Annotated in this window: 19 protein-coding genes; 9 read left to right on the forward strand and 10 right to left on the reverse strand. The window is 33.9% G+C overall.

Translation table 11 applies throughout. The annotated features are described in order from the left end of the window. Positions 1-112: 112 nt before the first annotated feature. The gene (locus tag DM444_RS22495; RefSeq protein WP_111290829.1) at positions 113-1,723 is read right to left on the reverse strand and encodes a serine hydrolase; all 1,611 of its coding nucleotides are present in this window, start codon (positions 1,721-1,723) and stop codon (positions 113-115) included. A 484-nt stretch (positions 1,724-2,207) separates the two neighbouring features. Between DM444_RS22495 and DM444_RS22500 the strand changes: the two genes are divergently transcribed. The 8 genes from DM444_RS22500 to DM444_RS22535 all read left to right on the forward strand — a co-directional run bounded on the left by DM444_RS22500 (position 2,208) and on the right by DM444_RS22535 (position 17,016). Beyond that, positions 2,208-4,946, forward strand: coding sequence for a substrate-binding domain-containing protein (locus DM444_RS22500; protein WP_111290831.1), 2,739 nt, complete (start codon positions 2,208-2,210; stop codon positions 4,944-4,946). A gap of 230 nt (positions 4,947-5,176) precedes the next feature. Continuing rightward, positions 5,177-6,535 (forward strand): sugar porter family MFS transporter, encoded by a 1,359-nt coding sequence (locus tag DM444_RS22505; protein WP_111290833.1) that lies wholly within the window; start codon positions 5,177-5,179, stop codon positions 6,533-6,535. Next, positions 6,498-8,114 (forward strand): glycoside hydrolase family 32 protein, encoded by a 1,617-nt coding sequence (locus DM444_RS22510; protein ID WP_111290835.1) that lies wholly within the window; start codon positions 6,498-6,500, stop codon positions 8,112-8,114. Before DM444_RS22505 ends, DM444_RS22510 begins: the two co-directional genes overlap by 38 nt. 167 nt (positions 8,115-8,281) lie before the next feature. Beyond that, on the forward strand, positions 8,282-11,386 hold the full coding sequence (locus DM444_RS22515; protein WP_111290837.1) for a SusC/RagA family TonB-linked outer membrane protein: 3,105 nt from the start codon (positions 8,282-8,284) through the stop codon (positions 11,384-11,386). A gap of 14 nt (positions 11,387-11,400) precedes the next feature. Continuing rightward, a complete protein-coding gene (locus DM444_RS22520; RefSeq protein ID WP_111290838.1) occupies positions 11,401-13,092 on the forward strand; it encodes a RagB/SusD family nutrient uptake outer membrane protein in 1,692 nt (563 codons plus the stop codon). Between the two features lie 19 nt (positions 13,093-13,111). Beyond that, positions 13,112-14,509, forward strand: a complete 1,398-nt coding sequence (locus tag DM444_RS22525; protein WP_111290840.1) for a DUF4960 domain-containing protein — start codon at positions 13,112-13,114, stop codon at positions 14,507-14,509. Positions 14,510-14,530: 21 nt separating this feature from the next. After that, a complete protein-coding gene (locus tag DM444_RS22530; protein ID WP_111290842.1) occupies positions 14,531-16,087 on the forward strand; it encodes a glycoside hydrolase family 32 protein in 1,557 nt (518 codons plus the stop codon). A 23-nt stretch (positions 16,088-16,110) separates the two neighbouring features. Next, positions 16,111-17,016, forward strand: coding sequence for a carbohydrate kinase family protein (locus DM444_RS22535; protein ID WP_111290844.1), 906 nt, complete (start codon positions 16,111-16,113; stop codon positions 17,014-17,016). 179 nt (positions 17,017-17,195) lie between these two features. Here DM444_RS22535 and DM444_RS22540 read toward each other — a convergent pair whose 3' ends face one another. The 9 genes from DM444_RS22540 to DM444_RS22575 form a co-directional block, all read right to left on the reverse strand. Further along, positions 17,196-17,591 carry a hypothetical protein gene (locus tag DM444_RS22540; RefSeq protein ID WP_111290846.1) on the reverse strand — a complete coding sequence of 132 codons (396 nt, stop codon included), beginning with the start codon at positions 17,589-17,591 and terminating at the stop codon, positions 17,196-17,198. A 115-nt stretch (positions 17,592-17,706) separates the two neighbouring features. Further along, on the reverse strand, positions 17,707-18,261 hold the full coding sequence (locus DM444_RS22545; protein ID WP_239455774.1) for a YceI family protein: 555 nt from the start codon (positions 18,259-18,261) through the stop codon (positions 17,707-17,709). Between the two features lie 5 nt (positions 18,262-18,266). Then, positions 18,267-18,647, reverse strand: coding sequence for a cytochrome c (locus DM444_RS22550; RefSeq protein ID WP_111290850.1), 381 nt, complete (start codon positions 18,645-18,647; stop codon positions 18,267-18,269). Between the two features lie 19 nt (positions 18,648-18,666). After that, positions 18,667-19,509 carry a DUF5777 family beta-barrel protein gene (locus tag DM444_RS22555; RefSeq protein WP_111290852.1) on the reverse strand — a complete coding sequence of 281 codons (843 nt, stop codon included), beginning with the start codon at positions 19,507-19,509 and terminating at the stop codon, positions 18,667-18,669. 23 nt (positions 19,510-19,532) lie between these two features. Further along, positions 19,533-19,925 (reverse strand): OB-fold protein, encoded by a 393-nt coding sequence (locus DM444_RS22560; RefSeq protein WP_111291218.1) that lies wholly within the window; start codon positions 19,923-19,925, stop codon positions 19,533-19,535. A 48-nt stretch (positions 19,926-19,973) separates the two neighbouring features. Continuing rightward, on the reverse strand, positions 19,974-20,129 hold the full coding sequence (locus tag DM444_RS23705; RefSeq protein ID WP_162615031.1) for a hypothetical protein: 156 nt from the start codon (positions 20,127-20,129) through the stop codon (positions 19,974-19,976). A 139-nt stretch (positions 20,130-20,268) separates the two neighbouring features. Then, complete coding sequence (locus DM444_RS22565; RefSeq protein ID WP_239455775.1) at positions 20,269-22,776, reverse strand: TonB-dependent receptor; 2,508 nt, start codon at positions 22,774-22,776, stop codon at positions 20,269-20,271. Positions 22,777-22,803: 27 nt separating this feature from the next. Further along, a complete protein-coding gene (locus DM444_RS22570) occupies positions 22,804-23,703 on the reverse strand; it encodes a FecR family protein (protein ID WP_111290856.1) in 900 nt (299 codons plus the stop codon). A gap of 50 nt (positions 23,704-23,753) precedes the next feature. Continuing rightward, the gene (locus DM444_RS22575) at positions 23,754-24,269 is read right to left on the reverse strand and encodes an RNA polymerase sigma factor (RefSeq protein ID WP_109193278.1); all 516 of its coding nucleotides are present in this window, start codon (positions 24,267-24,269) and stop codon (positions 23,754-23,756) included. Between the two features lie 200 nt (positions 24,270-24,469). On the opposite strand from DM444_RS22575, the gene DM444_RS22580 reads away from it, so the two are divergent. Beyond that, on the forward strand, positions 24,470-25,495 hold the full coding sequence (locus tag DM444_RS22580; RefSeq protein ID WP_111290858.1) for a hypothetical protein: 1,026 nt from the start codon (positions 24,470-24,472) through the stop codon (positions 25,493-25,495). Positions 25,496-25,507 lie beyond the last annotated feature (12 nt).

Consider the following 25,507-nt stretch of genomic DNA (forward strand, 5'->3'; position numbering starts at 1 on the left):
TTGTGACGTCTACGTTACAAAAGCCAAATCATTTTATGCAAAATTTAAAGAAATTGGCTTGTTTTTAAGTGAATTTATAAGATAATTATTCTTAGTTGTTGTAGGCTGTTTTTTAACTTTTCCTTAAAATTTTGTATTTTGGTTTTTCGTAATCAGTTATGTCCAAAATAATATCATAAACGCCTGTTAAAATTTCCATACTATCTCCTTTTGGCATTATTCCGTCGCTCATATCTTTTCCAAAATTTAAAGTCCAATCGTCATTAAAACGAAATTTAAGCTCTCCTGTTTTTAAAGTCACATTTTTAATTGTCCAAATTCCTTTTGTTTCAGTTTCAAAAAGTTTTGTATCAGGACCATCCCAGCCTTTTTCTGTGGCAGTTCCTACAATTCCCCAAGAAGGAAATATTTTTGTTGCTTTTTTTAGTTGATTTCCTGCATGAAAACTTAATGACTCTATTTGTGAAGCCTCGTTTCTTTCAAAAATTACATCGCCCATTAATTCTTCAGCAAAAAATAAATTTTCTTTTACAGGATATAGAATAGTTGTGGGCCCGTTTCCACTTTGCAATTTTAATTTATTGTTTTCAACTGTAAGGTAAACTACAAAATTGTCTTCTACTTGATAAGCTCCCACATATTGCTTTAAAGTTTCTGAGCTTACGTTGGCTACAACTGGAATTTTGTAATCTTTATCATATAAATTATACAAAGTTTTCATAATAGCATAAGTGGCAGTGTTTAAACCTCTTTCTGTATTTGTAAGCAGTATAATGCAGATATCATCTTCGGGAATTTGAACAAAATTGCTACAAAAACCGGCTCCATAACCACTATGACCAACTGTCATTTTTTTAAACATTGGCATTGTAATCCAACCATAACCATAATTTTTTTTGAAAGGTGTGTATGCTTTTTCTAAACTTTGTTTGGAGATAATTTTGTAATTTTTTAGTCCATTATAATATTTGTTTAAATCTTCAACAGTTGAGTATATTCCACCAGCTGCAAAAGGCATAGGTGGATCATAAACAATCGATGGTTTTTGTTCTTTTTCAGAAAAAATCTCATAGCCAATGGTTTTATTTTCACTTTTTAGATTTTTAAAAGCAAAACCACTTTGCTTCATTTTCAATGGTTTAAATATGTATTTTTCAACTGCTTTTTCGTAACTTATTCCAGTAACTTTTTGAATTACATAGCCTAGAAAATAATATCCCGAGTTAGAATAACTCCAATCAGTTCCAGCTGGAAAATCCAAAGGTTTTGTTTTTTGAAATTCAATAAATGATTTTTCCGTTTGGTCTTTCATGTCATTTCCTCTGGTATAGTCATAAACTCCAGAGGTATGGGTTAATAAACTTTCAATTGAAATAGTACTTGCATCGGGATAATCTGGATAGAACTTTGAAAGTTTATCCTGTAATGAAAGTTTGTTTTCTTCTACTAATTTTAAAATTACCGTTGCTGTAAAAGTTTTTGTAATGGAATATATTTGAAAAATGCTGTTAGCGTTATTTTCCTTTTTTAAATCTACATTTGATAATCCATAACCTTTACTTAATAAAGTTTCTCCTTTTTCAGAAATAAAAACAGAACCGTTAAATAGATTCTGTTGATTGTAAAATTCAAAAAGTTGTTCTAATTTTTCTTTCTTACTTTGTGCAAAGCCTAATTGTGTTATAAATAATAAAATAAAAGTGATTGATTGAATGGATTTCATATTTTTTTGATTTTTTATTGGATTCTAACTAACGGTTTGCACTTTGTGACAGTTGCGTAAATGTATAATAAAAGATTACAAATAAAAATTCCTAACAAACTTCAGTTTTAGCGTTTTTTAGTAGTGACAAGGACAGAACAAATTACAACATCTTTTTTGGATGATTTGAAGAAATTGGCGTACTATATGTAATGTCTGTCTTCCATTGGCTTTGTAAATTTGGTTTAGATGTTCCGTCGGGATTCATGGGAAAATCTATTTGATTTCTAAATTGATTAAATGAATATTAGTATTTTTATTATTTCGCATCAGATATATTGTTTGCTCATTTGTGTACGTGAAATAAAAGTTTAATTTTACTTTTTAAACTATACACCTTTTCCTGTTTGTCATTTAAAAAATAATCCTTCCTAATTATTTAGACAAACGCGATTAAAGAATGCATTTTAAATGCTTATTTTTTATTTACATAACTCAAAATTTCATGTATCAATTTGTAAAATATATTTTGATGCTCATTTTGGCATCTTTAAGTTTAATATCCTGTAAACAAAAACAGGGAGACAAAATTAGAGTTGGTTTCTCACAGGCGATGACGACCGACGATTGGCGCAAGCAAATGAACAGTTCAATAAAAATTGAAGCTTCTTTGCGACCTGAAGTCGATTTGACAATCAAAGACGCCAATAATAATGTCGATAAACAAATCGAAGATATCGAGCGTTTTATTTCTAATAGAGTAGATGTTATTATTGTATCGCCAATTCAATCAAAACCTTTAACGGCAGTTGTCGAAAAATCCATTAAAGCTGGAATTCCCGTTCTTGTTGTTGATCGAAAAATTGAAGGAGAAAGCTACACAGCTTATCTCGGAGCTGATAATATTGAAATTGGACGAATCGCCGGCCGTTACATTATCTCGCACAGTAAAGGTTCTGGTAATGTTATAGAAATTACAGGTGCCAGCGGATCATCTCCGGCTTACGAAAGAACACTTGGTTTCAATCAGATTATCAACGAGAATAAGCGTTTTAAGATTGTCAACACCATTCAGGGTGACTGGGAAAAAGAATCCGTTAAAGCGCCTTTGAAAGCAATTCTTCTGCAAAATCCGAATGTTGAATATATTTTCGCTCATAACGACAGAATGGCTTTAAGTGCTTGGGAAACTGCTAAAACCCTGGGGCTTGAAAAGAAAATAAAGTTTATTGGTGTTGATGCTTTAAACTCAGTAAATGGGGGAATTGAGCTGGTAAAAAGTGGTGTGCTTGATGGAACAATTTTATATCCAACCGGAGGAAACGAAGCTTTAAAACTGGCATTAAAAATGTACAACAAAGAATCGATTTCCAGAAACAACATCCTAAATACGATTGTTATTGATAAAAACAATGCTGAAATTATCGAAAACCAAATGGATAAAGTCGATCAGCAGCAGTTGGTAATCGAGTCGCAGCAAGGGGCTATTAAAGTTCAGGAAAGAGAATATGCTTCGCAGAATAATTTGGTAAGATTGCTTAGTTTTTTTCTTGTAATTATTTTGAGCTTAACGATTTACAGTATTTATTCGACTATTTCTATTTCAAGAAAGAAAAAACAACTGGAAAGAATCAATCAAACGGTAATTGACCAGAATAATGAAATTCAGGAAATGGCTCAGATTGCAGCTAAAAGCAATGAAGCAAAACTGAATTTCTTCACCGGACTTTCGCACGAGTTTAAAACGCCTATTACTCTAATAATGAGTTACGTGGAGTCTTTAATCGAAAATGATAAAATTAAAGGAACTGCATTAATAGATGAAGTAAAATTGATTCATAAAAACTCAAACAGATTACTTCGTTTGATCAATCAATTATTGGATTTCAGGAAAATTGAAGAGCAAAAATTTACGCTGAGAACTTCGAATACAAAAATTTACGATTTCACAAATGAAGTCATGGCAAACTTTAAAGGTGAAGCCGCTCGAAGAAATATTGATTTTCAGTTAAGCTGTAAAAACAAAAATCTGGAATTGTTTATTGACCGCGGATTAATGGACAAAGTGTATTTCAATCTATTATCAAATGCTTTTAAATTTACGCCGGATAATGGTAAAATTAGTATTTCAATTGTCGAAAATCAGGACAATACGGTAAAGATTCATTTTAAAGATTCCGGAATAGGAATTCCTGACGATGAGCTTTCAAATGTTTTTGATCCATTTTTCAGGGCTTCAAATAATAATAAAAACAGCTCCGGAATTGGTTTGCATTTATCCAAAGAGTTTGTGCTTTTGCATCAGGGAACTATCGAGTTAAAATCTAAACAAGGCAGCGAATTTGTGATTACTTTATTAAAAGGAAATAGTCATTTGCAGCCTGGTGAAATTATTCAGAAAGTAGAAAGCCTAACCAGTATTCCGAATTTAATTACAGATAATTTAAACATAGAACCCGATTTAAAAGAATCCAATACGATTTCAGATGCTGAAAAACATTCGTTGCTAATTATAGAAGACAATGTAGATTTAGTTAATTTTCTAAAAGCAAAACTTTCTAATGAATATGTAGTTTATAATTCTGACGGAAGCGATGCTATTGAAAAAGCGTTGGAAATTATTCCGGATGTTATTATCTGCGATATTAATTTGGTAGACAAAGATGGTTACGAAATCAGCAAAGAACTAAAGAAAGACCTTCGTTCTTCACACATTCCAATTATAATTCTAACGGCGCAAAGTAATAAAGAATCTGTTTTAAAAGGGCTTCAGAGTGGAGTAGACCAGTATTTGACAAAACCTTTTAGCCTTTCAATTCTAAAACAATCTTTATCGAGTTTGCTTTTCAACAGAGAAAAACTACGCTATTATTACACCAACAATATTTACAGAGTTGAACCTGAATCTAAATTTGGAAATCAGGAACAGAGTTTTATTACTAAAATGAATGATATTATTAAAAAGAATGTCGAGAATCCAAAGTTTTCAGTTGAAGATTTGGCGGATAAATTGGGCGTTTCGAGAGTTCAGCTGTATAGAAAAGTGAAAGCAATTATCGGAATTAATATTAGCGATCATATTAATAATGTCAAATTAGAGAAAGCAGCAGAGCTTTTGAAGTCAAATGAAATGAATATTTCTGAAATTGCCTACTCGTTAGGTTTCTCTTCTCCAAACTATTTTTCTACAGCTTTTAAGAATAAATTTGGAATTTCTCCTAAAGAATATAAAACGTCCAGCTAATTTGTCTTTAAAATTGTTTCTTTTAAAGTATCAATTTTGAAGGTTATGTAACAAAATCGAAACTACAAGGTTTTCGTAAAAGTTTTTTAATTTGCGTAAAACCTTGTAAATAAAGGTTTTGAGTTTAAAATGCTAAACTGTCAATATTTATAGAAATAAATTGTAACATCATTAAAAATAAGTTGTTTTTTTTGCAGATATCTTAGCAACAAGTTTTTAATACATGTACAATGAATAAGATATTGATTTGGTCTGTTACTGCTGCACTGGCAGGTTTTCTTTTCGGTTTTGATACCGTAGTTATTTCTGGAGCTGATAAACAATTACAGCTTCTGTGGCACTCGTCAGATGCCTTTCATGGTTCAGTTGTTATGGCAATGGCATTATGGGGAACTGTAGTTGGTGCAATCTTTGGAGGAATTCCAACTAATAAAATAGGACGTAAAAAAACGTTGTTCTGGATTGGTATTTTATACTTTGTTTCGGCAATTGGTGCCGCTTTTGCAAATGATCCGTTTGTTTTTGCTGCCTTCAGATTTGTTGGTGGTTTAGGGGTTGGCGCTTCTACTATTGCTGCTCCGGCCTATGTATCAGAAATTGCTCCGGCAGACAAAAGAGGAAGATTGGTAGCTTTGTATCAGTTCAATATTGTATTAGGAATTTTAATTGCTTTTATCTCTAATTACTTTTTAAAAGACATTGGCGAAAATGCCTGGAGATGGATGATTGGTGTTCAGGCAATTCCTTCTCTGATTTACATTCTTTTTATTTTGACAATTCCTGAAAGTCCAAGATGGCTTTTGTCTAAAAATCGTGACGAAGAAGCCCGTAAAGTTTTGTATACAATTGATCCGTCTGCAAATATTTCTGATTTATTCGACGATTCGCGTGAAAACGGTGTTACTAAACACGAGAATATTTTCATGAAGAAATATCGTTTCCCATTGATTTTGGCTTTTTTAATTGCCTTTTTTAATCAGTTTTCGGGAATCAATGCATTTCTTTATTATGCGCCAAGAATTTTTGAAGAAGCTGGCTTAGGACAAAATACAGCATTGTTAAGCAGTATCGGAATTGGAGTTACAAATCTTATTTTCACCTTAATTGGTGTGGCATTAATTGACAAATTAGGAAGAAAGTTGTTAATGTACATTGGTTCTGTTGGATATATTATTTCACTCGGACTAGTATCGGCTTCTTTTTATTACAATTGGGGAGGTTTGTCGGTTCCTATTTTCCTTTTCCTTTTTATTGCTTCTCATGCAATTGGTCAGGGCGCGGTCATTTGGGTTTTTATTTCAGAAATATTCCCAAATCATATTCGAGCATCCGGACAGGCATTTGGAAGTTCAGTACATTGGGTTCTAGCGGCAATTATTCCGTCTTTAATTCCAATGTTATTTTCAGAAATCGGACCCGAAGTTGTATTCCTTATTTTTACATTGATGATGGTGTTGCAACTGTTGTTTGTGATTTTTCTGATGCCGGAAACAAAAGGAATCTCTTTAGAAGCTTTAAGCGAAACACTAACTAAAAAAAATAACCACAAAAATGAAATCAAAGAAACATCTGCCGTTAGCTCTTTATAGTGCTGCCTTACTGTCGATAGTAGGATTAAAACCGTCTTCTGCAACTGCACAAACTGCTGCCGTAACTGTATCGAACACAGTGGAAGAACAAATGTATCGCCCACATTTTCATTTTACGCCAAAAAAAGGCTGGATGAACGATCCTAACGGAATGTTCTTCGCCAATGGCTATTATCATTTGTTTTATCAGCATTATCCTGATGGAAATACATGGGGACCAATGCATTGGGGACATGCCATCTCTAAAGATTTAATTAAATGGGAAGAACTGCCTATTGCGCTTTACCCAGATAAAGACAAATATATTTTTTCAGGAAGTGCTGTTGTCGACACACACAATACATCTGGTTTAGGAACTGGAAAAACCGCACCAATTGTTGCAATTTACACGTTGCATGATATGACAAAGGAAAAAGCAGGCAAAATTGATGTGGAACAGCAGGATATTGCTTTTTCTAATGATAACGGTTTTACATGGCAGAAATTTGAGGAAGGAAATCCTGTCGTGAAAAACCCTGGAATTAGAGATTTTAGAGATCCAAAAGTATCTTGGGATGAAACTCATAAGCAATGGATTATGGCTTTGGCAGCACAGGATCGAATTCATTTTTACAAATCATCGAATCTGAAAGACTGGGAATTTGCATCTGAATTTGGAAAAAATATTGGTGCTCATGGTGGTGTTTGGGAATGTCCTGATTTCTTCGAAATAAAAGTAGAAGGAACAAAAGAAACAAAATGGGTTTTAATTGTAAACCTTAATCCAGGTGGGCCAAACGGAGGTTCCGGAGTTCAATATTTTGTTGGAGATTTTGACGGAAAAACATTTACAATGGACACTACTTTTGCTGAAAGAGTAAATAATGAAAAAGCAGTCTGGGCAGATTATGGAAAAGATAATTATGCCGGAGTGACGTGGAATAATGTTCCAACTTCAGACGGAAGAAGATTGTTCATCGGATGGATGTCAAACTGGGAATATGCACAACAGGTTCCGACAACGACATGGAGAAGCAGTACGACGATTCCGCGTGAGTTGAAGCTGGTTAAAAAAGGAAACCATTATAATTTGGTTAGCACACCCGTAAATGAAATCAATAATTATGTTTCTAAAACAATTAAAACAAAAAGTGCAAACGGTAAGGGAACTTTAAGTTTAATAGAAAATGGTAAAATTGACCTTACTCAGGCAATTGTTAGTTTAGACTTAAAAAACTTAAAGCAGGAAGATTACACTTTTACACTTTCTAATGCAAATGGAGAATCTTTAAGTTTTGGTTTAAACAATAAAGAAAATTACTTATTTATTGATCGTTCTAAAGCTGGTATAACTGATTTCTCAGATAAGTTTGCTTTACCAGTAAGCAAAGCATTTTTGGAAGGAAGCCAAAAAAGTGCCGCTTTTAAAATTATTCTGGATAAAACGTCAATCGAAATATTCTACAATAATGGCGAAAAAGTAATGACGGAAATCTTTTTCCTAAACAAACCATTTTCAGCCCTTACTATTTCTTCAAAGCAGAAAATAGAAATAAAAAATGGGATTATTCAAGTATTGGACATCAATAAAAAGCAATAAGAAAATCGAATAGAATTTTTCTAATTCAATCCAAAAACATATCGTACAACCGTAAGAAGGATAATCTCTTTCAGTCTAGTTGCATCTATTTGCAAAATAAAAAACTGCTAGGGAATGGCAGTAAAAGATAACTAACTATTAAAATAACCTTAATCAAACCAAAATTTATGAGAAATAAGATTTTTTATTTTCTATTTTTCTTTTTTCCAATGCTGATGATGACGGCGCAGGAAAACGGAATTAAAGGAACGGTAATTTCGTCTGATGACGGAATGCCGCTTCCTGGAGCGACAGTAATTATTTCAGGAACAAATACCAGTTCGGTAACCGATTTTGACGGGAATTTTTCCTTTCCAAATGTCGCTTCAGATGCTGTAATTGTAGTTTCTTTTATAGGATATGCCCCGCAATCGATTTCTGTTAAAGGGCAAAAAACAATCAATATAACGCTAAAAGTCGACAACAATCAATTGAATGAAGTTGTTGTAACAGGATATTCAAAACAAAAGAAAACGGATATTACGGGAGCGGTTGCCGTTGTAAACATGAAGGAAGTCATGAAACAGCCAGAGCCAAACCCGATCAAAGCTTTACAAGGAAGAATTGCAGGAGTAAAAGTATCGTCGGATGGTTCGCCAAGTGGAGGAAATACAAAAGTGGTGATTCGTGGCGTGGGGACGCTGAACAATACAGATCCGCTTTATGTAATTGACGGAATGCCGACAAAATCCGGAATGCATGAATTAAACCCTAATGATATTGAAACCATTCAGGTTTTGAAAGATGCTTCTTCGGCAAGTATTTACGGTTCCCGAGCTTCAAACGGTGTCATTATCATTACAACCAAAAAAGGAAAAGAAGGTAAAATGAGAATCAATTTCAGTACCTATGCTTCCTTTTCTGATTATTCAAGAAAGTTAGATGTGTTAAATGCAAACCAGTTTGGGCAGGCACTTTGGCAGGCAAATATTAACGACGGTTTAAATCCGAATAATAACAATTTGCGTTATCAATTTGACTGGTCGGTTAATAACAACAAACCGCAATTGAACAAAGTTTTGGTTCCGGAATATCTTGATGCGCAACAAACCATTAAAGCTTCAAATACAGATTGGTATGATGCAATTTCTCAAACTGGAGTTGCCAATTCTTATGATTTGTCTGTATCGAATGCTTCTGATAAAGGAAATTATGTTTTCTCGTTAGGTTATTATGGAAATGAAGGTGTTGTAAAAACAACAGATTTCGAAAGAATTTCTGCGAGAATGAACAGTTCTTATAAATATTTTGATGGCAAATTAGTTATCGGAGAAAACTTCAGTTTAAACCGTACGAACGAAGTAACAGATCCGGGCGTGTTAGATCCTGCTCTTAGAGCTTTACCAATTATTCCGGTTCATACTGTTGACGGAATTGGTTGGGGAGGACCGGTTGGAGGAATGAACGACAGACAAAATCCAGTTCGTCTCTTAGAATATAATAAAGACAACAAATACGATTATTTGCGCCTTTTTGGTAACGCTTACGCGGATTTGGAAATCATTAAAAATCTGCATATCAAAACCAGTTTCGGAATGGATTATGGTTTTTACAAAAAACGCACGTTACAAAGAAGCTATAAATCAGGTTATCTGCAAAATGATCAAACGTCTGTTACAATCGACCAATCGATCAGCGATAAATGGACTTGGACGAATACAGCAATTTACAGCTTAAACTTTGGAAAAAGCAATCTGAATTTAATGGCGGGAACGGAGATGTATAAAGATACTTACGATACAAATACATTACGTAAAAATGACTTTTTGATCGAAACGCCAGATTATATGTATCCGGATGCAGGAACGGGAGAATCTTTTACAAGCGGAACTTCGACCGTATATTCTTTGCTTTCTTATTTTGGAAAAGCAGATTACGAGTTTGATAATCGCTATTTGGTTTCGGCTACAATTCGTCGTGATGGTTCTTCTCGTTTTGGAAAAAACAATCAATTCGGAACATTCCCGGCAGTTTCAGCGGGATGGAGAATCAGCAACGAAAATTTCATTAAAAATAATGCTCCTGTTTTTTCAGACTTGAAATTAAGGGCAGGATGGGGACAAACCGGAAATCAGGAAATCAGTAATACGGCTGTTTATTCGCTTTATCTGGCAAGTTATGCAGGCGGAAGTCCAACTTGGGCAACGTCTTTTGGAACAGCTTACGATATTGCAGGAAACGGGAACGGATTGCTTCCTTCTGGTTTTATTGCAACGCAATCCGGAAATGATGATTTGAAATGGGAAACTACGACGCAGACCAACATTGGTTTGGACTTTGGTTTATTCAAACAAAAATTAAGCGGCTCTATAGATTATTATATCAAGAAAACAGATGATATTTTGGTATTACCACCTTATTTAGGAGTTATTGGCGAAGGAGGAAACCGTTGGGTAAACGGTGCTTCTATGGAAAACAAAGGTTGGGAGTTTTCTTTAGGCTATCATGATGAAACTTCATTTGGATTGAAATATGATATTTCCGGAAACATTTCGGCAAACAAAAATAAGATTACACAATTACCGGATGAAGTAAAAAACAACTACGGAGGCGACGGATTGGATGATAATATTTTAGGACGTCCAATTAATTCGATGTACGGTTATGTTACTGACGGATTGTTTACAAGTCAGGATCAGGTAGACAACTCTGCAATTCAGGAAGGAAAAGGCCTTGGAAGAATTCGTTACAAAGACTTAAATGGCGACGGAACAATTACAGATAAAGACCGCACGTGGATCGGAAATCCAAATCCGGGATTGTTGTACGGAATCAATTTAAACTTGTCTTATAAAAACTTTGATTTTACTACTTTTTGGGAAGGTGCAACTGACGTTGATGTGATTAACAACACAAAATATCAGACTGATTTTTGGAGTGTTGATGACGTAGGATCAAATAAAGGAACTCGTTTACTGAATGCCTGGTCTTTGGATAATCCAAATTCAACTATTCCGGCACTGACAACAGTTGACAGAAATGCGGAATCTAGATTTTCAATATATTATGTAGAAAACGGAAGTTATCTTAAACTTAGAGTTTTACAGTTTGGCTACAGTCTGCCAAAAGATTTATTGAAAAAACTAAGCATGGAAAGTTTCAGGTTTTATATCAGCGGTCAAAATTTATTGATTTTTGATGCGAAAAGCTTCACAGGAGTTGATCCTGAAAATGCAGGTTTTGGATATCCACAGCCAACAACTTTTACGGCAGGTCTTAATTTTACTTTATAATAAAAGATTTAAAAATGAAAAAAATATTATATATAGCAGGATTTGCAGTGATGGGTTTATTCGCTTCCTGTTCCGATTTTTTAGAAAATGATCCGCGTGGTGTGTTGTCTGAAGAAGATATTGTAACACCGCAGTCGGTTGAAGGATTTATGAATGCGGCTTATGCACAGTTAGGCAATGATCATTACGATTCTCCTTACAGTTTATGGCCGTTTGGTAATGTTCGTTCAGATGATGCTTATAAAGGCGGAAGCGGTACAAATGATATCCAAGATTTTCATTTTTTTGAAGTTTCAAATAATATCCGTCCAGATTTTGGAGAGTTGGACAGTTTCTGGTACATCAGTTATGTGGGTGTTTCAAGAGCCAATAAAGCGTTGAAAGCTTTGGAACAAATCTCAGAAGCCGATTATCCATTGAAGAAAACAAGAATGGCAGAAATGCATTTTTTAAGAGGACATTTCTATTTTATGCTGAAAATCATGTTCAGAAATGTGCCTTATATTACCGAAGATGTTCCGGTTGAAGATTATAAAACGATTTCAAACAAAGCACTTTCAAACGAAGAACTTTGGAATAAAATTGCTGAAGATTTTCAGGCTGCAGCCGATAATTTGCCAGATACACAGCCACAAGTGGGGCGTGCAACTAAAAAAGCAGCTTATGCTTATTTGGCAAAAACAAGATTGTACCAAGCGTACACACAGGATGAAACATTCAAAGTTACAGGAATAAACCAGCAGCATCTGCAGGAAGTAATCGTGGCAACAGATAACGTAATTGGAAAAGCAAGTTTGGAGCCTGATTTTGCAAACAACTTCCTGCCGGGAACTTACGAAAACGGAGCAGAATCTATTTTCTCAATTCAGTTTTCTGATAATGACGGAACTTTATACGGAAGATTAAATTTTTCAGATGTTCTTTCTACGCCACAAGGTTTAGGTTGTTGCGATTTTCATAAACCAAGTCAAAACTTGGTGAATGCTTTTAAAACAGGAGCAAATGGTTTGCCTGAGTTTGACACGTACAACAACGAAGATTTTGATTATAAAAATATAGATGCAAATACAGTTGATCCTAGATTGTATCATACCGTTGCAATGCCAGGTCTGCCTTACAAATATGATCCAGAATTTCTATATGTTGAAGCTTGGGTAAGATCTCCGGGAACGTATGGTTATTTTGCTTCATTAAAAGAAAACGTTGCTCCAAATTGCAGCTGTGTTGTAAATATTGATCCGTTTTACGGAAATTCTAAAAATAGAATTCAGATTCGTTATGCTGATGTGATTTTGATGCGTGCCGAAGCTTTGATTGAATTAGGAAGACAATCTGAAGCTTTGCCGTTGATCAATGAAATCAGAGAAAGAGCCGCACAAAGTACAGGACGACTGCCTTATGTGAGTAATTTCAAAATCAATACTTATGTGGACGGAAGCAATTGCAACTGGACGCAGGATTTTGCCCGTAAAGCGTTGCGTTGGGAACGTCGTTTAGAATTGGCAATGGAAGGAAGCCGATTCTTTGACCTTGTCCGTTGGGGAATTACAGATCAGGTGATGAATGATTTTTATGCTAAAGAAAAAACAAAACGTACTTATTATCAGGATGCTTTTTTTGATGCGCATAAAGAAGAATATTGCCCAATTCCGTTGAAGCAAATTAATTTCAGTCAGGGATTGTACAAACAAAATCCAGGTTATTAATCTTTAAAGAATCAGCAATATGAAAAAAGCTTTAAATAAATATTGGACCAAAGTGTCTATAGTATTGGCAATGATTTTTATGATTACTGCCTGCGAAAATAGTTTTGAAACTGGCGGATTTGATGTGAGTTCGCCTTCAAATGTACTGTCATTCAAATTAAATGGAGTTTCAGGAAGCATTGATCAGACAACAGGAAAAATTACTGTGGTAATGCCTTACGGATCTGACATAACAGCTATAAAACCGGAAGTTGTTTTTGTCGATGGCGCAACATCAAATCCGGAATTAAATTCGACGATGAATTTTACAAATCCAGTAAAATTCAGAGTGGTTAATGGCAATTTATATAAAGATTATACGGTAACCACAACCGTTTTGAGTCCAATTAAGAGTTTTACAATTAATGGCGTTGCAGCGACTGTAAACGACATTAGCAAAACCATTAATATGACTCTTCCTGAAAATACAGATTTGACAGCGCTAAAACCAGTAATTGAAACAACTACTGGTGTTACGATTTCACCTGCTTCAGGAGCAACAGTTGATTTTACAAATGCATTTACTTTTGTAATAACATCAAACGGAAAAAGCGTTAATTATACAGCAAATGTTGGAGTTCCGGTAACAGGATTAACTGTGGCGTTTTTAGGAACTGCCGCTACAAGATCAGGAATTACAAATATGGATGAAGTTACAGCTTCAAACTGGCTGTTTGATAATTTCCCAGGTGCTAAATACATTTCCTTCGAAAGTATACAAAATGGTGCCGATTTAAGTGATATCGACGTCATTTGGTGGCATTTTGATTCGGCTGCAAATTTACCTTCTGTGGCTTATAATCCTACGGTTACCAATGCTTTGAAAAATTTCAGAACAAATGGCGGAAACTTGCTTTTGACTTCTTTTGCTTCGCAATATGTCGATGCTTTAGGAATTGTTCCGTCAGGAAAAGGACCAAATAATGTTTTTGGTGATTTCCCTCCAAATGGATTTGTAGACGGAAATTCATGGGGAATGTCATTTGTTGGTCATGAAGGTCATCCAATATTCCAGGGCTTAACCACTTTTGAAGCAGGAAAAGCCAATTTACTGCAAAGTGGAACTTTCAGATTAAACCATACAGCGTGGTGGTTTTTACCGGAATGGGGAGGCTACAATAATGGAGAAGGTTGGAGAAACCAAACAGGAGGAACCAATCTGGCAAGTGAAGCCTGGGATAATGAACTGAACGGAAGAGTAACAATTGCAGAATTCCCGAACACGAGTACAAATAAAAATGTAATTGTTATTTCTATGGGAGCTTATGATTGGTACAATGAAACCAATAGCAGCGGTATGCCAAGTCAGGCAAACGAGTTTATTACAAACATTAAACTGCTGACACAAAACAGTATCAATTATCTAGCGGCAAAATAATCCACCTTGAATTTAACTAAAATGAAATATAGAAATATAATAACAATCGCCTTCGTTTTCTTTTCACTGGCTTCATGCAGTCAGGATGAAACGTATATTGGAGGTTCGATTTCAGGAGGAAATTCTGAAATAACTAGTGTTTTTCCTGTTCCGCCCGCGCAATGGATGGGCGCAAACGACCCATATTACAGTGCGGGTTATACCGGAGATATTATACCTTTTTTCGATAACGGAAAATTCCATATTTACTTTCTACATGATGCACAAAATAAACCTGCCGGAAAAGGGTTTCATGATATTCATGAATATCAAAGTACAGATTTGGCGCATTTTACTTATGAAGGTCAAACCATTCCATATGGTACAATGCTTGAACCTGATTTTGCTATTGGCACAGGATCAGTTGTCAAAGTGGGCAATCTTTATTATTTCTATTATACAGGGCACAATGAAAATCCCGCTTTTGTTCAGTCCAATGCCAGAGAAAGTGTGTTGTGCGCAACAAGCAGTGATTTAAAAAACTGGACAAAAGTTCCATCTTTTAAAATTACAGCTCCGGCGGGCTACTACAATTATGATTTCAGAGACCCGCATGTGTTTTATAATGATGAATTGAAAAAATATTCCATGTTAGTAAGTACACAGACAGAACCTGGAAGAAAAGCCGTTTTGCTGCATTTTACAAGCGCAGATCCTGCATCAGGAAAATGGAATGTAGAAGCTCCGATTTATACGACAACTCCTGAGGATAACTATCTGATGATGGAATGTGCGGATATTTTCAAAATGGGAAGCAATTGGTATTTAATTTTTTCTGAGAATTGGAGCGGAAACAAAGGAACGCATTATAGAATTTCATCATCAATAAATGGACCGTGGGTAAAACCCGAAAATGACCGAATTGATGGAGAATATTTTTATGCAGGAAAAACAGCTTCTGACGGAAATAAAAGATATGTTTTTGGATGGAATGCCAGAAAAACGCCTGAAAATGATTTAGGAAATAAAGATTGGGCGGGGAATATGGTCATTCATGAATTAACTCAGAATTCAGATGGAACTTTAGGAACTCAATCGCCGAAGTCGGTTAAGGATTTATTTTTGAAAAAGAATCCTACTGCAGAAGTAGATGCAATTACTTCTAATGCAACAGCTAGCAATGGAACTTATTCTTTGTCCGGAGAAACAGAAAAAGCAATGGTTACTTTTAAAAGTTTTGGAAAAAAAGTCAAAATAAAAGCAGAAATTACTTTAGCGAAAGCTTCAGGAACAACAGGATTTGTTTTTCATACCAATGATACAGGAAGTTACTATAAAGTGGTTTTGGATATTGCTAATAGTAAAATAAGCGGTTATAATTCGGCTTTACAGGAAGTAACGCGTTTGCCATTTGCATTTCAGACGAATGTAAAATATGATGTTGAAATAATTGCTGAAGAAAGTGTTGTCGTAGTTTACATAAACGGAAAAGCAGCGCTCACAAATCGCATTTACGGAAGAGACAAAAACAAATGGGGTTTAATTGCTGAAGGACAAACGAGCACAATCTCAAATCTTCAGATAACCCAGCCTGAATAAGAACAATAATAAAATATTTTAGAATGAATAACGGAAAAAACCTTAAGGCGGTGGCATACGGAGAGGTACTTTGGGATGTTTTTGCCAATGAAAAAAAGATTGGCGGAGCACCATTGAATGTAGCCTTGCGAATGAAAACGCTGGGTTGCGAAGTAGCTATGATAAGCTGTGTGGGCAATGACGAAGACGGGAAAGCAATAAAAGAGCAAGTGAAACAACTGGGACTTGAAACGGATACAATTGTAGTTTCTGAAGATTTCCCAACTGGTTTGGTCAATGTGACCTTAAATGAGCGGGGATCTGCAAGTTATGAAATCAGTTATCCGTCTGCATGGGATAAAATTGAATTGAATGATTTGGCGAGGAATTCAGTTGCTAATGCCGATGTTTTAATTTATGGCAGTTTAGTTTGCCGAGATAACGTTTCAAGACTGGCACTTGAAGAAATGCTTCAAAAAAAAGTCTATAAGGTTTTTGACGTGAATTTAAGAAAACCACATTATTCATATGAAATGCTCGAAAGACTAATGCAGTCAGCGGATTTTATAAAGTTTAATGATGAGGAATTATTAGAAATTACTACAGCTATGGCTTCGCCATTTACAAGTCTGGAGGACAATATGAATTTTATAGCTGAACGAAGTAAAGTAACGGGAATGTGTGTAACGAGAGGCAAACACGGAGCCTTGCTAATGTGGGAAGGCCGACTTTATGAAAATGAGGGATATCCTGTTGAAGTTGCTGACACCGTAGGTGCTGGAGATTCATTTCTGGCGGCTTTGATAGCTTCATTGTTAAGTGGAAAAGAACCTCAGTATTCAATAGATTTTGCCTGTGCAGTAGGTGCATTAGTAGCTGAATCTCCTGGAGCGAATCCCGAAATTTCACTTTCCAGAATTGAAAAAATGATGTTAAAAATGAAAATTTAACTTTTATGAAATTTAAATGAAATATGAGTTAGTTAAAACAAAATTTTTGCAATTGGCCTTGTTAACAGCAATTTAAATATTCGTTTTTTGAAGTAAAGCCTGATATCTTTTAGATATTAGGCTTTTATCGTAATATTATAAAACTTGGAAGCAAATACATGTAGGAGATGTGTTGGATTTTATATTTTCGGATAAAAATGTCTAAGAATTTGTTTAGGTGTTTTAACAACTTCTTTACTGATTGGGTCAAACCATTTTACTTCTTTTATTACTTCTGCACAACACTCGTTTTTCGAGTTAAAAAAACAGCTTTTAATATTGATTTTATCCGCTAAGTAACAATGCTTCATTTCAACTAAAAAATGTTCTGTAAACATTAGGTTTTTATAGATGATTAATTCATGATTTCCTTCCTGTAAACCTAAATGCATGTAATTAAGCTTTTCTTTGGAAAAACCATTGCAAAACAAAAATTGGTATAACAATCTGACAGTATATGAGATATATGCGGTATCTTCCATAACCATATAATCATTTACATCTTCTCCGGTAACAACATAATTTTTACAGATCATTTTAATATAATTTAAGGTTTAAAAAAGAGACCGGCGTAATCATTTACCGGCCTCTAGAACATTAGTCATGTTTAAAACTCTTTTGAATCTGAATGAATCAGATACTTAAATAGGATTATTTAGCTAATAAAAAATTGTAATTAATCTTTATTTTGTCAGCAATTTTCTTTCTCACAAGACTTGGTATTTCAATATCAAAATCTTCTGGTTTTGCTTCAAACGTGCCAATAGCATTGACACCGTTTGGAGCTTTTGAAATTTTTACAATCACTGAGACTGCTTTTGTTTTTCCATGAATAGTAAGATCTCCTTTTAGTGTAAAATTTTTAGGAGAATTTGTAATTTTAGAACTATCAAAATCTTCTATTTTACCTTTGAAAGTTGCTTTGGGAAACTTTTCAGATTCCATATAATTTTCATTAAAGTGCTCCTCCATTAATGCTACTTTAAATCGAAAACCTTTTATAAGAACTAAACTCGCAAAATCTCCCGTTGTCTGATCCAGAACTGCTGATACTGATTTGCTTTCTGCAGCGACTTCTTCGTAAGAAGGCATTGATGCTTGAAATTTTATATTCCCTGATTTTGTAATTAGTTTTTGTGCAAATCCACTAGTGTTTGCAACTATAACGAGCAATAATGCAAAGAAATTTATGAATGATTTTTTCATAATAATTAATTTTCTTTTAGACCATCGGTGTTCCATTTCACAATTAGATCAATATTAGCCTGAGCCATTCTTCCGCCTTGAGGCATAAGTCCTTGCTGGCCACTTTGAAGCTGGATTCTCCCTAATAAACCAGCACTTTCTACGGCAGCTTTTACCTGAGCAAAAGTAGTCAGCGGTCTAAAAGCTGCAGACCTTCCGCTTGAGTGGCAGCTTACACAGTTGGCGTCAATAATAGATTTTACATCTTTATTGTAGGTAACCCCAGTTGTTGGATTTGTTGGATTTGTTGGTGTAGTAGGTGGTGTTTCGATATCCTCATAGGTGTCAGAATCACTACAGCTTGCAAATACAGCCAATAAAATTGTAAGTAAGATTGTTTTTTTCATGATTTATTGTTTTTAATTGTTAGAATACTCTGTAAAGGTTAAAGCCAAAGAAGAAATCTCCTTTGCCCCAGTCTCCAGAGGCATTAGTAAGGTATCCGCTCTCACTCATAGATTGTGAATTGGTAAAAATTAATTGAAATACGTGTCCGCCAGTTTCTACATCAAGACCTACAGACAATGGATTTTTATAAAAGTCAGGTTTGTCAAAATTGTGCATGTATTCTAAATTGACAGATAATCTTTTTGTGATTTTATAGCGCCCGCCACCGCCAAAAGAAAACTGATTATCTCTTTCGATATCAGGATTGTAAAGGTTTTTGTGTAAAAAAGACGGTACTAATTCAATAGAGAATTTTTCACTTACTTTTCTAGATATTAAAAGTTGCTGCACATACGTCATGCGATGCTTAAATTCTAAACCAGGATATTGGTCTTTTTCTAAAAAAGTATTGATATCCGCAACGCTATAGCCAACAATATCCAGCGGAAAATTATCGTTTTGTCTTGCTAATCTGTACTTTAATCCAGTTTCATACATTTTATTTAAAGTATGTCTCGAAAGGCTGACAGCTAACCAATCTGTAACACCATAAATTCCCCCAAGTTTTGTGGTTGCATTGTCAAGTCCAAAAAAACTGTCAAAACCATCTTTTACAGTGCCAAAACGATGCGAAACCACAAAATAAAACTCTTTTTTAGCAGGCATTTTTGTGGTCTGTAAGGTTACCAGCTGTAAAGCTTTAAAAGTAGCTGTAGAATAGCTTTCTTCTGTTTGTGTAGAATCAAGACTCTTCAATAAATCATCCTGTGAGTAAGCCAGCGTAACTAAAAACAGGCAGAACGGAACTAGAATTTTCTTCATAAATTAATTATTATTTGTTTGGTTTATTTGACAGTGCATTGGTCTATTTTGACTTCCATAAATAGTTCGTCATAACCAATGCATTTGCCTTTAATCGTCATTTTATTGTTGATCATTTTATTTTTTAATTTTTCTTTAAACAGACAGAAAACAGTATTTTCAAGTATAATTGTAGAGTTGGTTTCTTTGGTTACTTTACCCGTTATTTCAATAGTTTTATTGAGGTATACTGAATCTGCTTTTTTAGGATCAGCGTTATAATCTTCAAGCAGTTTTTTTGCCGTTATGCTAAAATCTGGCGCTTCAGATGCTATATTTCGGGCTTCTTTAAATATTATTCCATAATAAAAGTAGATTCCGGCAGAAACCATTAACAGTAATACCGCAGTTACAATTGTTATTTTTTTTCTTTTCATAATTTTGTTTTTAGTTTTTTTTGATGTGATAATCATTCAGCGCTTTTTTTAAAATAGCTTTTCCATAAACGTCAGGATTATTGGAATTCTCCATTTTCCGTTTATAATGTAAAGAGCATCCATAATGGGCACTATTTCAGATTTGTATTTTGACGCAAACCTGATCTGACGTTTTTTAGATGTTGCATTTTCTTGTGTATTCATACTTAAAACTGTCTCAAATCAAATGATGATTCTATAGTGAAACAGCCTTAGCGTAGATTACCCTACCAAAGAATTGTAATTTTTTGAAAAAAAAGTAAAAAGGAAGAATGAGAGCTTTAAAACTCTTGTAGAATGGATATTAAAATGAAACTCTAAAACTCAGATTTGGAGTTCTTTGCAATGAAAAAGTATCGACTTCTTCTATAGAATTGGTTAAAGAATTAATTCTATAATATTCGCTGATTTCATTTCTTCTGTCAAGAATATTTAGGATTGAGATTCCTATTTTGTATTGAATTCCGTCTGCGGTTTCCCACTTATAAGTTGACGAAAGATTAACCTGAGAAAACATATTCAGATTACTGTCGTTTGGTTTGTTGTAAACCAGTACAGGATCAAAAAGATCAATTTGAGATAAATTTGGAGATGTTTTTGGTCTTCCAGAAGTCCATTTTGTTCCTAAGGCAATCTTGAAATTGTTTTTCTCATAAATTGCCGCCCACGACAAAGTGTGTGTCAGCTCAAAGTTGTTTGGAAAACGAGAGTATTCATAATTCGGAAAATTATAATTGTTTTCATTGTAAGTATAACTCAACCACGTAAGAAAGTGATTTATTTTTTTCTGAACCAACATTTCTATTCCCCAGATTTCATAACCACCTGTAGTTCTAACAAATTCCAGCTGATTCTGAAAACCTTGACTAGAAGTAGTTATTCCCGTTACTTTTTTATAAAAGTTTTCAATATCCAAAAGCCAGTCGTTTTTTTTATAAAACAAGTTTAAGGATAACTGTCTGCTCTTTTGAATAGGAATTGTGCCATTATTGGAGATAATCCAGCGTCTTTTTTCAATACCAAAATAATCTTTCTGCAAATCAATAATTTGCTGAGAGTTTTGACTTTTGAGTTCGCCAAGCAATTCTAAATTAAGGCTTTTGCTTATTCCGTAACCCAATTGAAGTCTTGGTTCCGCAATATATTTTTTAAATTTTTCAATATAATTAAGTCGCATTCCACCCTTAAAATATACTCGAGAAATGGTATCATTATATTTTCCTTCTACAATTAAAGCGTGAGTTCGTAATACGTCTTTTACTTTACGATAAAAATCAGGATTAGTTACCTGCTCTAAATTAGTAATACCAATTTCATTAAATTGATAGCCGTCGCTGAAACTAAATTTAGAGTTTAAAATATGATTGTTTTCTAGATTCACGCCATTGTTGTTTACGGTATTTTCCTGAATAACGGTCTGGTTTTCGTAAATTGACTTCTGATCGGCTAGAAGTTCATAGGAAGAATTGTAAACATTAATTTTTGTGGTGTTGAAGCTATTCCAGTTTCTTTTCCAAGACAAATTTCCGCCATAATTCTGCTGGCGTAAAATATTGTTTTGTGCTTTATTTATATTGTATGAAACAGCACTTTTAGTAACTTCCAAGTTATCTTTTATGGTTATTAAATCCAGTACTATTTGATCTTTAATTCCTATTTTTTGAGCATATTTTATGGTAGCATCATAAAAACCAAATTTTTTATCGCTTTTATAATTAAGATTTTGGTTCTGCGAAAAATCTGTTATGGTAGTGTTTTGAAATACTTTATTGAAATATTCTTTATAAGTAGGAGTTTCTACAAAATCAGTAATCGATTTGCGCGCCGAAATTTCGATATAACTTTTTTTAGAAAGATTATACTTTCCATAAACATCAGCATTAATCATGTTGATTCCCGCACTAAATGAATTTTTTTCGGCTTTTTCTGGAGTAGAAGAAATGGCGACTACACTTGAAACACTTTCTCCATAAAAGGCAGAACTTCCGTTTTTATATATAGAAATCGTATGCCCAAGATTTGGATTAAAAACAGATATTAAACCAAAAAAATGTCCCGTTTGAAACATTCGTATTCCATTCCACAAAAATAAATTCTGATCGTGCGTGCCACCGCGAACATTAATACTTGAGACACTTTCATCGAGACTGTTTACGCCCGGAATCTGCTGCATAGTCTGCAAAGCGTCAGGTTCAATAAGGCCTGGAAGAATACCAAATTTTTTAGGTTTAATTTCAAGAGATCCATCGGTGTTTTTAGAAATACCCGAAGCTAAAATCGCATTGGTTTTAATTTCGTGCAATTCTGTAATTTCAGGTTCTAATACAATTTGAAGACAATTTTTAGCGTCTGGATTTCCTGCCGTAATTCTCTTTGAGGCAAAACCAACATGACTAATTATAAAAGTGTTTTTATCTTCTTTGTTAAACTCAAAATACCCTTGAGAATCAGTTGTAATGTGAGTTTTATTATTTAAACTAACATTCGCATTCTCAATAGGTTTTTTATCGATGTTTGAAAAAACATAGCCGCAAATTATTGGAGCTTCATTGTTCTTTTTGTAGATATTGATGAACTTGTTTCCTATATTTTCAAAAGATAAATGAGTTCTTTTTCTTAAATATTCTAGTTTTTGTTCTAATGAAAGTGATTTTTTTGGAGGATTTAATTGGAGACCTTCAATATTATCTTCTGTGTAATTAAAACTTACACCATGCTGTTCTTCAATATCAATTATTATTTTTTTAATGGGCATCACTTTTCCTTTGTCCTGAGCAAAAAGATTCAGGGCAAGAAAAAAGAGAAAAAACAAAAAATGAAATTGTTTGGGGCGGAACATTTATTTTTCGTCAAAAATTATTTTGTTGTCAGATACTTTTTTAGCCTCCAAATGATACGTTGTACTAATAATCTGCAAAGCTGTATTTAGATTTTTTGCTGGTAATTTACCTGTAAACAAGGAGATAGTATCTTTTGTATTTAGTTCAATCTTAATATTATATTGTCTTTCTACTTCATCAAGAAGGCTTCTGATATTTTCTTTATAAAAACAAATCTGATCGTTCATCCATTCTGGTTGTAATGCATTTACAGTTCTTTGAATCTGTTTTCCATTTTCAAAACGAACGCTCTGACCGTGAGTTAATAAAACTTGAATGTTGTTATAATTTACTTTGACACGACCTTCATAACACACAACGTCGAACCTGTTTTTTCTGGCTTTAACGTTAAATTGCGTTCCTAAAACGGTTACTTTTCCAAGATTCGTTTGGACTTCAAATTTTCTGCCTTTTGCGACTTTAAAATAAGCTTCTCCTTTTAGTTCAAGATGTCTGTTTTTATCCCAATTCCACTTTTTATAGTGTATTTCAGAACCTGAATTTAAAATCACTTCAGAATTATCGGGTAATGAAAAAGCAGTCTTTTTTCCAAAATCGGCAGTTTCGGTTTGAGGGACAAAAACTTTTATCGCAAAACTAATTCCGAGAGCCAGCACAAATATGGCGGCAGCTTTAAATGCCCATTTTTTGTAAAGCGGAACTACTTTTGGTGCTGTTTTTTTCTGACTTAAAATAGCAGACAGCATAGCATTTTCATCCAAATCACCTGTTTCAAGATGAGCGGTATAATTTTTTATCTTTTGGTATTTTTCAAAATCGGGGCTTGCCTCAAATTCAGCCAATTCATCCGGAGACAAATCGTCGTTGAGCCATTTTGCTAATAAGCGATTTTTTTTCATTTTATCGTATTATTTAATTAAAACAATTAGAACTAAATTTACCCTACTTTTTATAAATCAATTTCTTTACGTAAGCTTAACAACGCCAAATGAATGCGTTTTTCCACAGCCTTTACACTAATGTTGAGCTCTATGGCGATTTCGCTGTATTTTTTTCCGTCAATTCTGTGCATCAAAAAGGCAGTGCGCTGTTTTTCGTTTAAGTTTTCGATTGCTTTTAAAAGTTTGGCTTGAAATTGTTTTTCCTCCAAGAGATATTCTGGATTTTCGTTTGTTTTGTCTAAACCGCTGAAGTTTTTTTCATATTTCAAAACTACTTTTTGGTGTGCAATTTGATTAAGACTGCTGTTGTTTGCAATCGTATAAAGGTATGATTTTGCTTTTTCTAAAGGTACAGAAGCACAATTCTGCCAAAGCTTTACAAATGCTTCCTGAGTTACATCTTCTGCTTGTTCTGCGTTTCCAAATTTGTAAAAAAGAAAATTCCGAAGTGCTTTTACATGACTTTTGAAGAAAGACGAAAAAATGATTTCATCGCAGGTATTAGATTGGTTTTTATCTGGCATTTAGAGTTTCAGTTTGTAAAGCGCAAAAGTATTTGTTTTTAATTTAAGTAGGGTAAAAGTAAAGATGATTGTTTTATTGAGTAATAAAATGCTATTGGTTTTTGATAATTTAGTATAGATGAAAATTATGAACCTTTTGATGTTGGTTCATTAAAAAATAGTTTCTTTTAAAATTTATTTACCTTTGTAAAAACATAAATATGTTCCTTTTGAAAAAATATTTATCAATTGCAGTTTTCCTGTTGTTATTGTTTTCTTGTCAAAGTGAAATAGACGAACAAAACAATAATTCGCAGGGGACAATTACTACTGTTTCTCCGCTCACTACTTATCTGCAAAGAGTTGCTATGGTTAGAACTGTACAAGATAATATGATCGACGGATCCAGCTACTGCACCATAAAACTCCCATATACTGTTACAGTAAATAATGAACAGATTGCAGTAAATACCACAGCCGATTATCAGAAAGTTTTGGATAATATCAACGCAAGCAATTATGATGATGATATTGTAAAAATAGATTTTCCTGTAACGATGGTATACTACAATTACATCGAAAAACTTATTCCAAATCAGGCAGATTTTGATGCATTAATAGATTATTGGAATCTTTACCCAGATCTTTTATCCAAAATCAACGGATTGAATATCAATTATCCTATCACTATCAATATCTACAACAGCGCGAATCAAGCAGGCAGTTCTCAATCGATAGTAAGTGACCAGGCCTTTTTTAATTTCATTAAAAATTTAAATGAAAGCCAGTACATATCTTTAAAATATCCTATCACAATTGCTGATTACAATAATCAGATAAAAACGATTTCAAATAATCAGGATTTCGAAAACGCTATTAAATATGCCATAGATTATTGCCCAGAAAATAACCTTGTGACACTAGATTTTTCTACAACCATCACAAAAGATTCTTGGGAAATTCCCTATTTTTATGATGGTACTGTTAAGACTTCAAATTACAGTGATTATACATTTGTATTTAAAACCGATCAATCTGTAGTTGCCACCAAAAATGGAGTTTCGGAAACGGGACAGTGGGAAAGTTCAGTCCAAAGCGGAGTTACAGAAGTAAAGATAAGTTTTAGTACAGGAGTGCTTTCTAAATTAAATTTTGACTGGAAGCTTTTTGAATTTAATAATTCTCAGATAAGATTGCGAGATGAAGGTACAACGACAAATTATCTTTACTTTCAGAAAAAATACTAACGGCTTTTTTCT

Source organism: Flavobacterium ginsenosidimutans (genome assembly GCF_003254625.1).
Lineage (GTDB): Bacteria > Bacteroidota > Bacteroidia > Flavobacteriales > Flavobacteriaceae > Flavobacterium > Flavobacterium ginsenosidimutans.

Bases quoted from the DNA above. Each gene is read 5' to 3' on its own strand.
- DM444_RS23705 (WP_162615031.1), bottom strand. From the start codon at position 20,129: ATGAATACACAAGAAAATGCAACATCTAAAAAACGTCAGATCAGGTTT.
- DM444_RS22525 (WP_111290840.1), top strand. From the start codon at position 13,112: ATGAAAAAAGCTTTAAATAAATATTGGACCAAAGTGTCTATAGTATTG.
- DM444_RS22520 (WP_111290838.1), top strand. From the start codon at position 11,401: ATGAAAAAAATATTATATATAGCAGGATTTGCAGTGATGGGTTTATTC.
- DM444_RS22575 (WP_109193278.1), bottom strand. From the start codon at position 24,269: ATGCCAGATAAAAACCAATCTAATACCTGCGATGAAATCATTTTTTCG.
- DM444_RS22545 (WP_239455774.1), bottom strand. From the start codon at position 18,261: ATGAAAAAATCATTCATAAATTTCTTTGCATTATTGCTCGTTATAGTT.
- DM444_RS22535 (WP_111290844.1), top strand. From the start codon at position 16,111: ATGAATAACGGAAAAAACCTTAAGGCGGTGGCATACGGAGAGGTACTT.
- DM444_RS22560 (WP_111291218.1), bottom strand. From the start codon at position 19,925: ATGAAAAGAAAAAAAATAACAATTGTAACTGCGGTATTACTGTTAATG.
- DM444_RS22570 (WP_111290856.1), bottom strand. From the start codon at position 23,703: ATGAAAAAAAATCGCTTATTAGCAAAATGGCTCAACGACGATTTGTCT.
- DM444_RS22495 (WP_111290829.1), bottom strand. From the start codon at position 1,723: ATGAAATCCATTCAATCAATCACTTTTATTTTATTATTTATAACACAA.
- DM444_RS22500 (WP_111290831.1), top strand. From the start codon at position 2,208: ATGTATCAATTTGTAAAATATATTTTGATGCTCATTTTGGCATCTTTA.
- DM444_RS22505 (WP_111290833.1), top strand. From the start codon at position 5,177: ATGAATAAGATATTGATTTGGTCTGTTACTGCTGCACTGGCAGGTTTT.
- DM444_RS22580 (WP_111290858.1), top strand. From the start codon at position 24,470: ATGTTCCTTTTGAAAAAATATTTATCAATTGCAGTTTTCCTGTTGTTA.
- DM444_RS22515 (WP_111290837.1), top strand. From the start codon at position 8,282: ATGAGAAATAAGATTTTTTATTTTCTATTTTTCTTTTTTCCAATGCTG.
- DM444_RS22530 (WP_111290842.1), top strand. From the start codon at position 14,531: ATGAAATATAGAAATATAATAACAATCGCCTTCGTTTTCTTTTCACTG.
- DM444_RS22550 (WP_111290850.1), bottom strand. From the start codon at position 18,647: ATGAAAAAAACAATCTTACTTACAATTTTATTGGCTGTATTTGCAAGC.
- DM444_RS22540 (WP_111290846.1), bottom strand. From the start codon at position 17,591: ATGATCTGTAAAAATTATGTTGTTACCGGAGAAGATGTAAATGATTAT.
- DM444_RS22510 (WP_111290835.1), top strand. From the start codon at position 6,498: ATGAAATCAAAGAAACATCTGCCGTTAGCTCTTTATAGTGCTGCCTTA.
- DM444_RS22555 (WP_111290852.1), bottom strand. From the start codon at position 19,509: ATGAAGAAAATTCTAGTTCCGTTCTGCCTGTTTTTAGTTACGCTGGCT.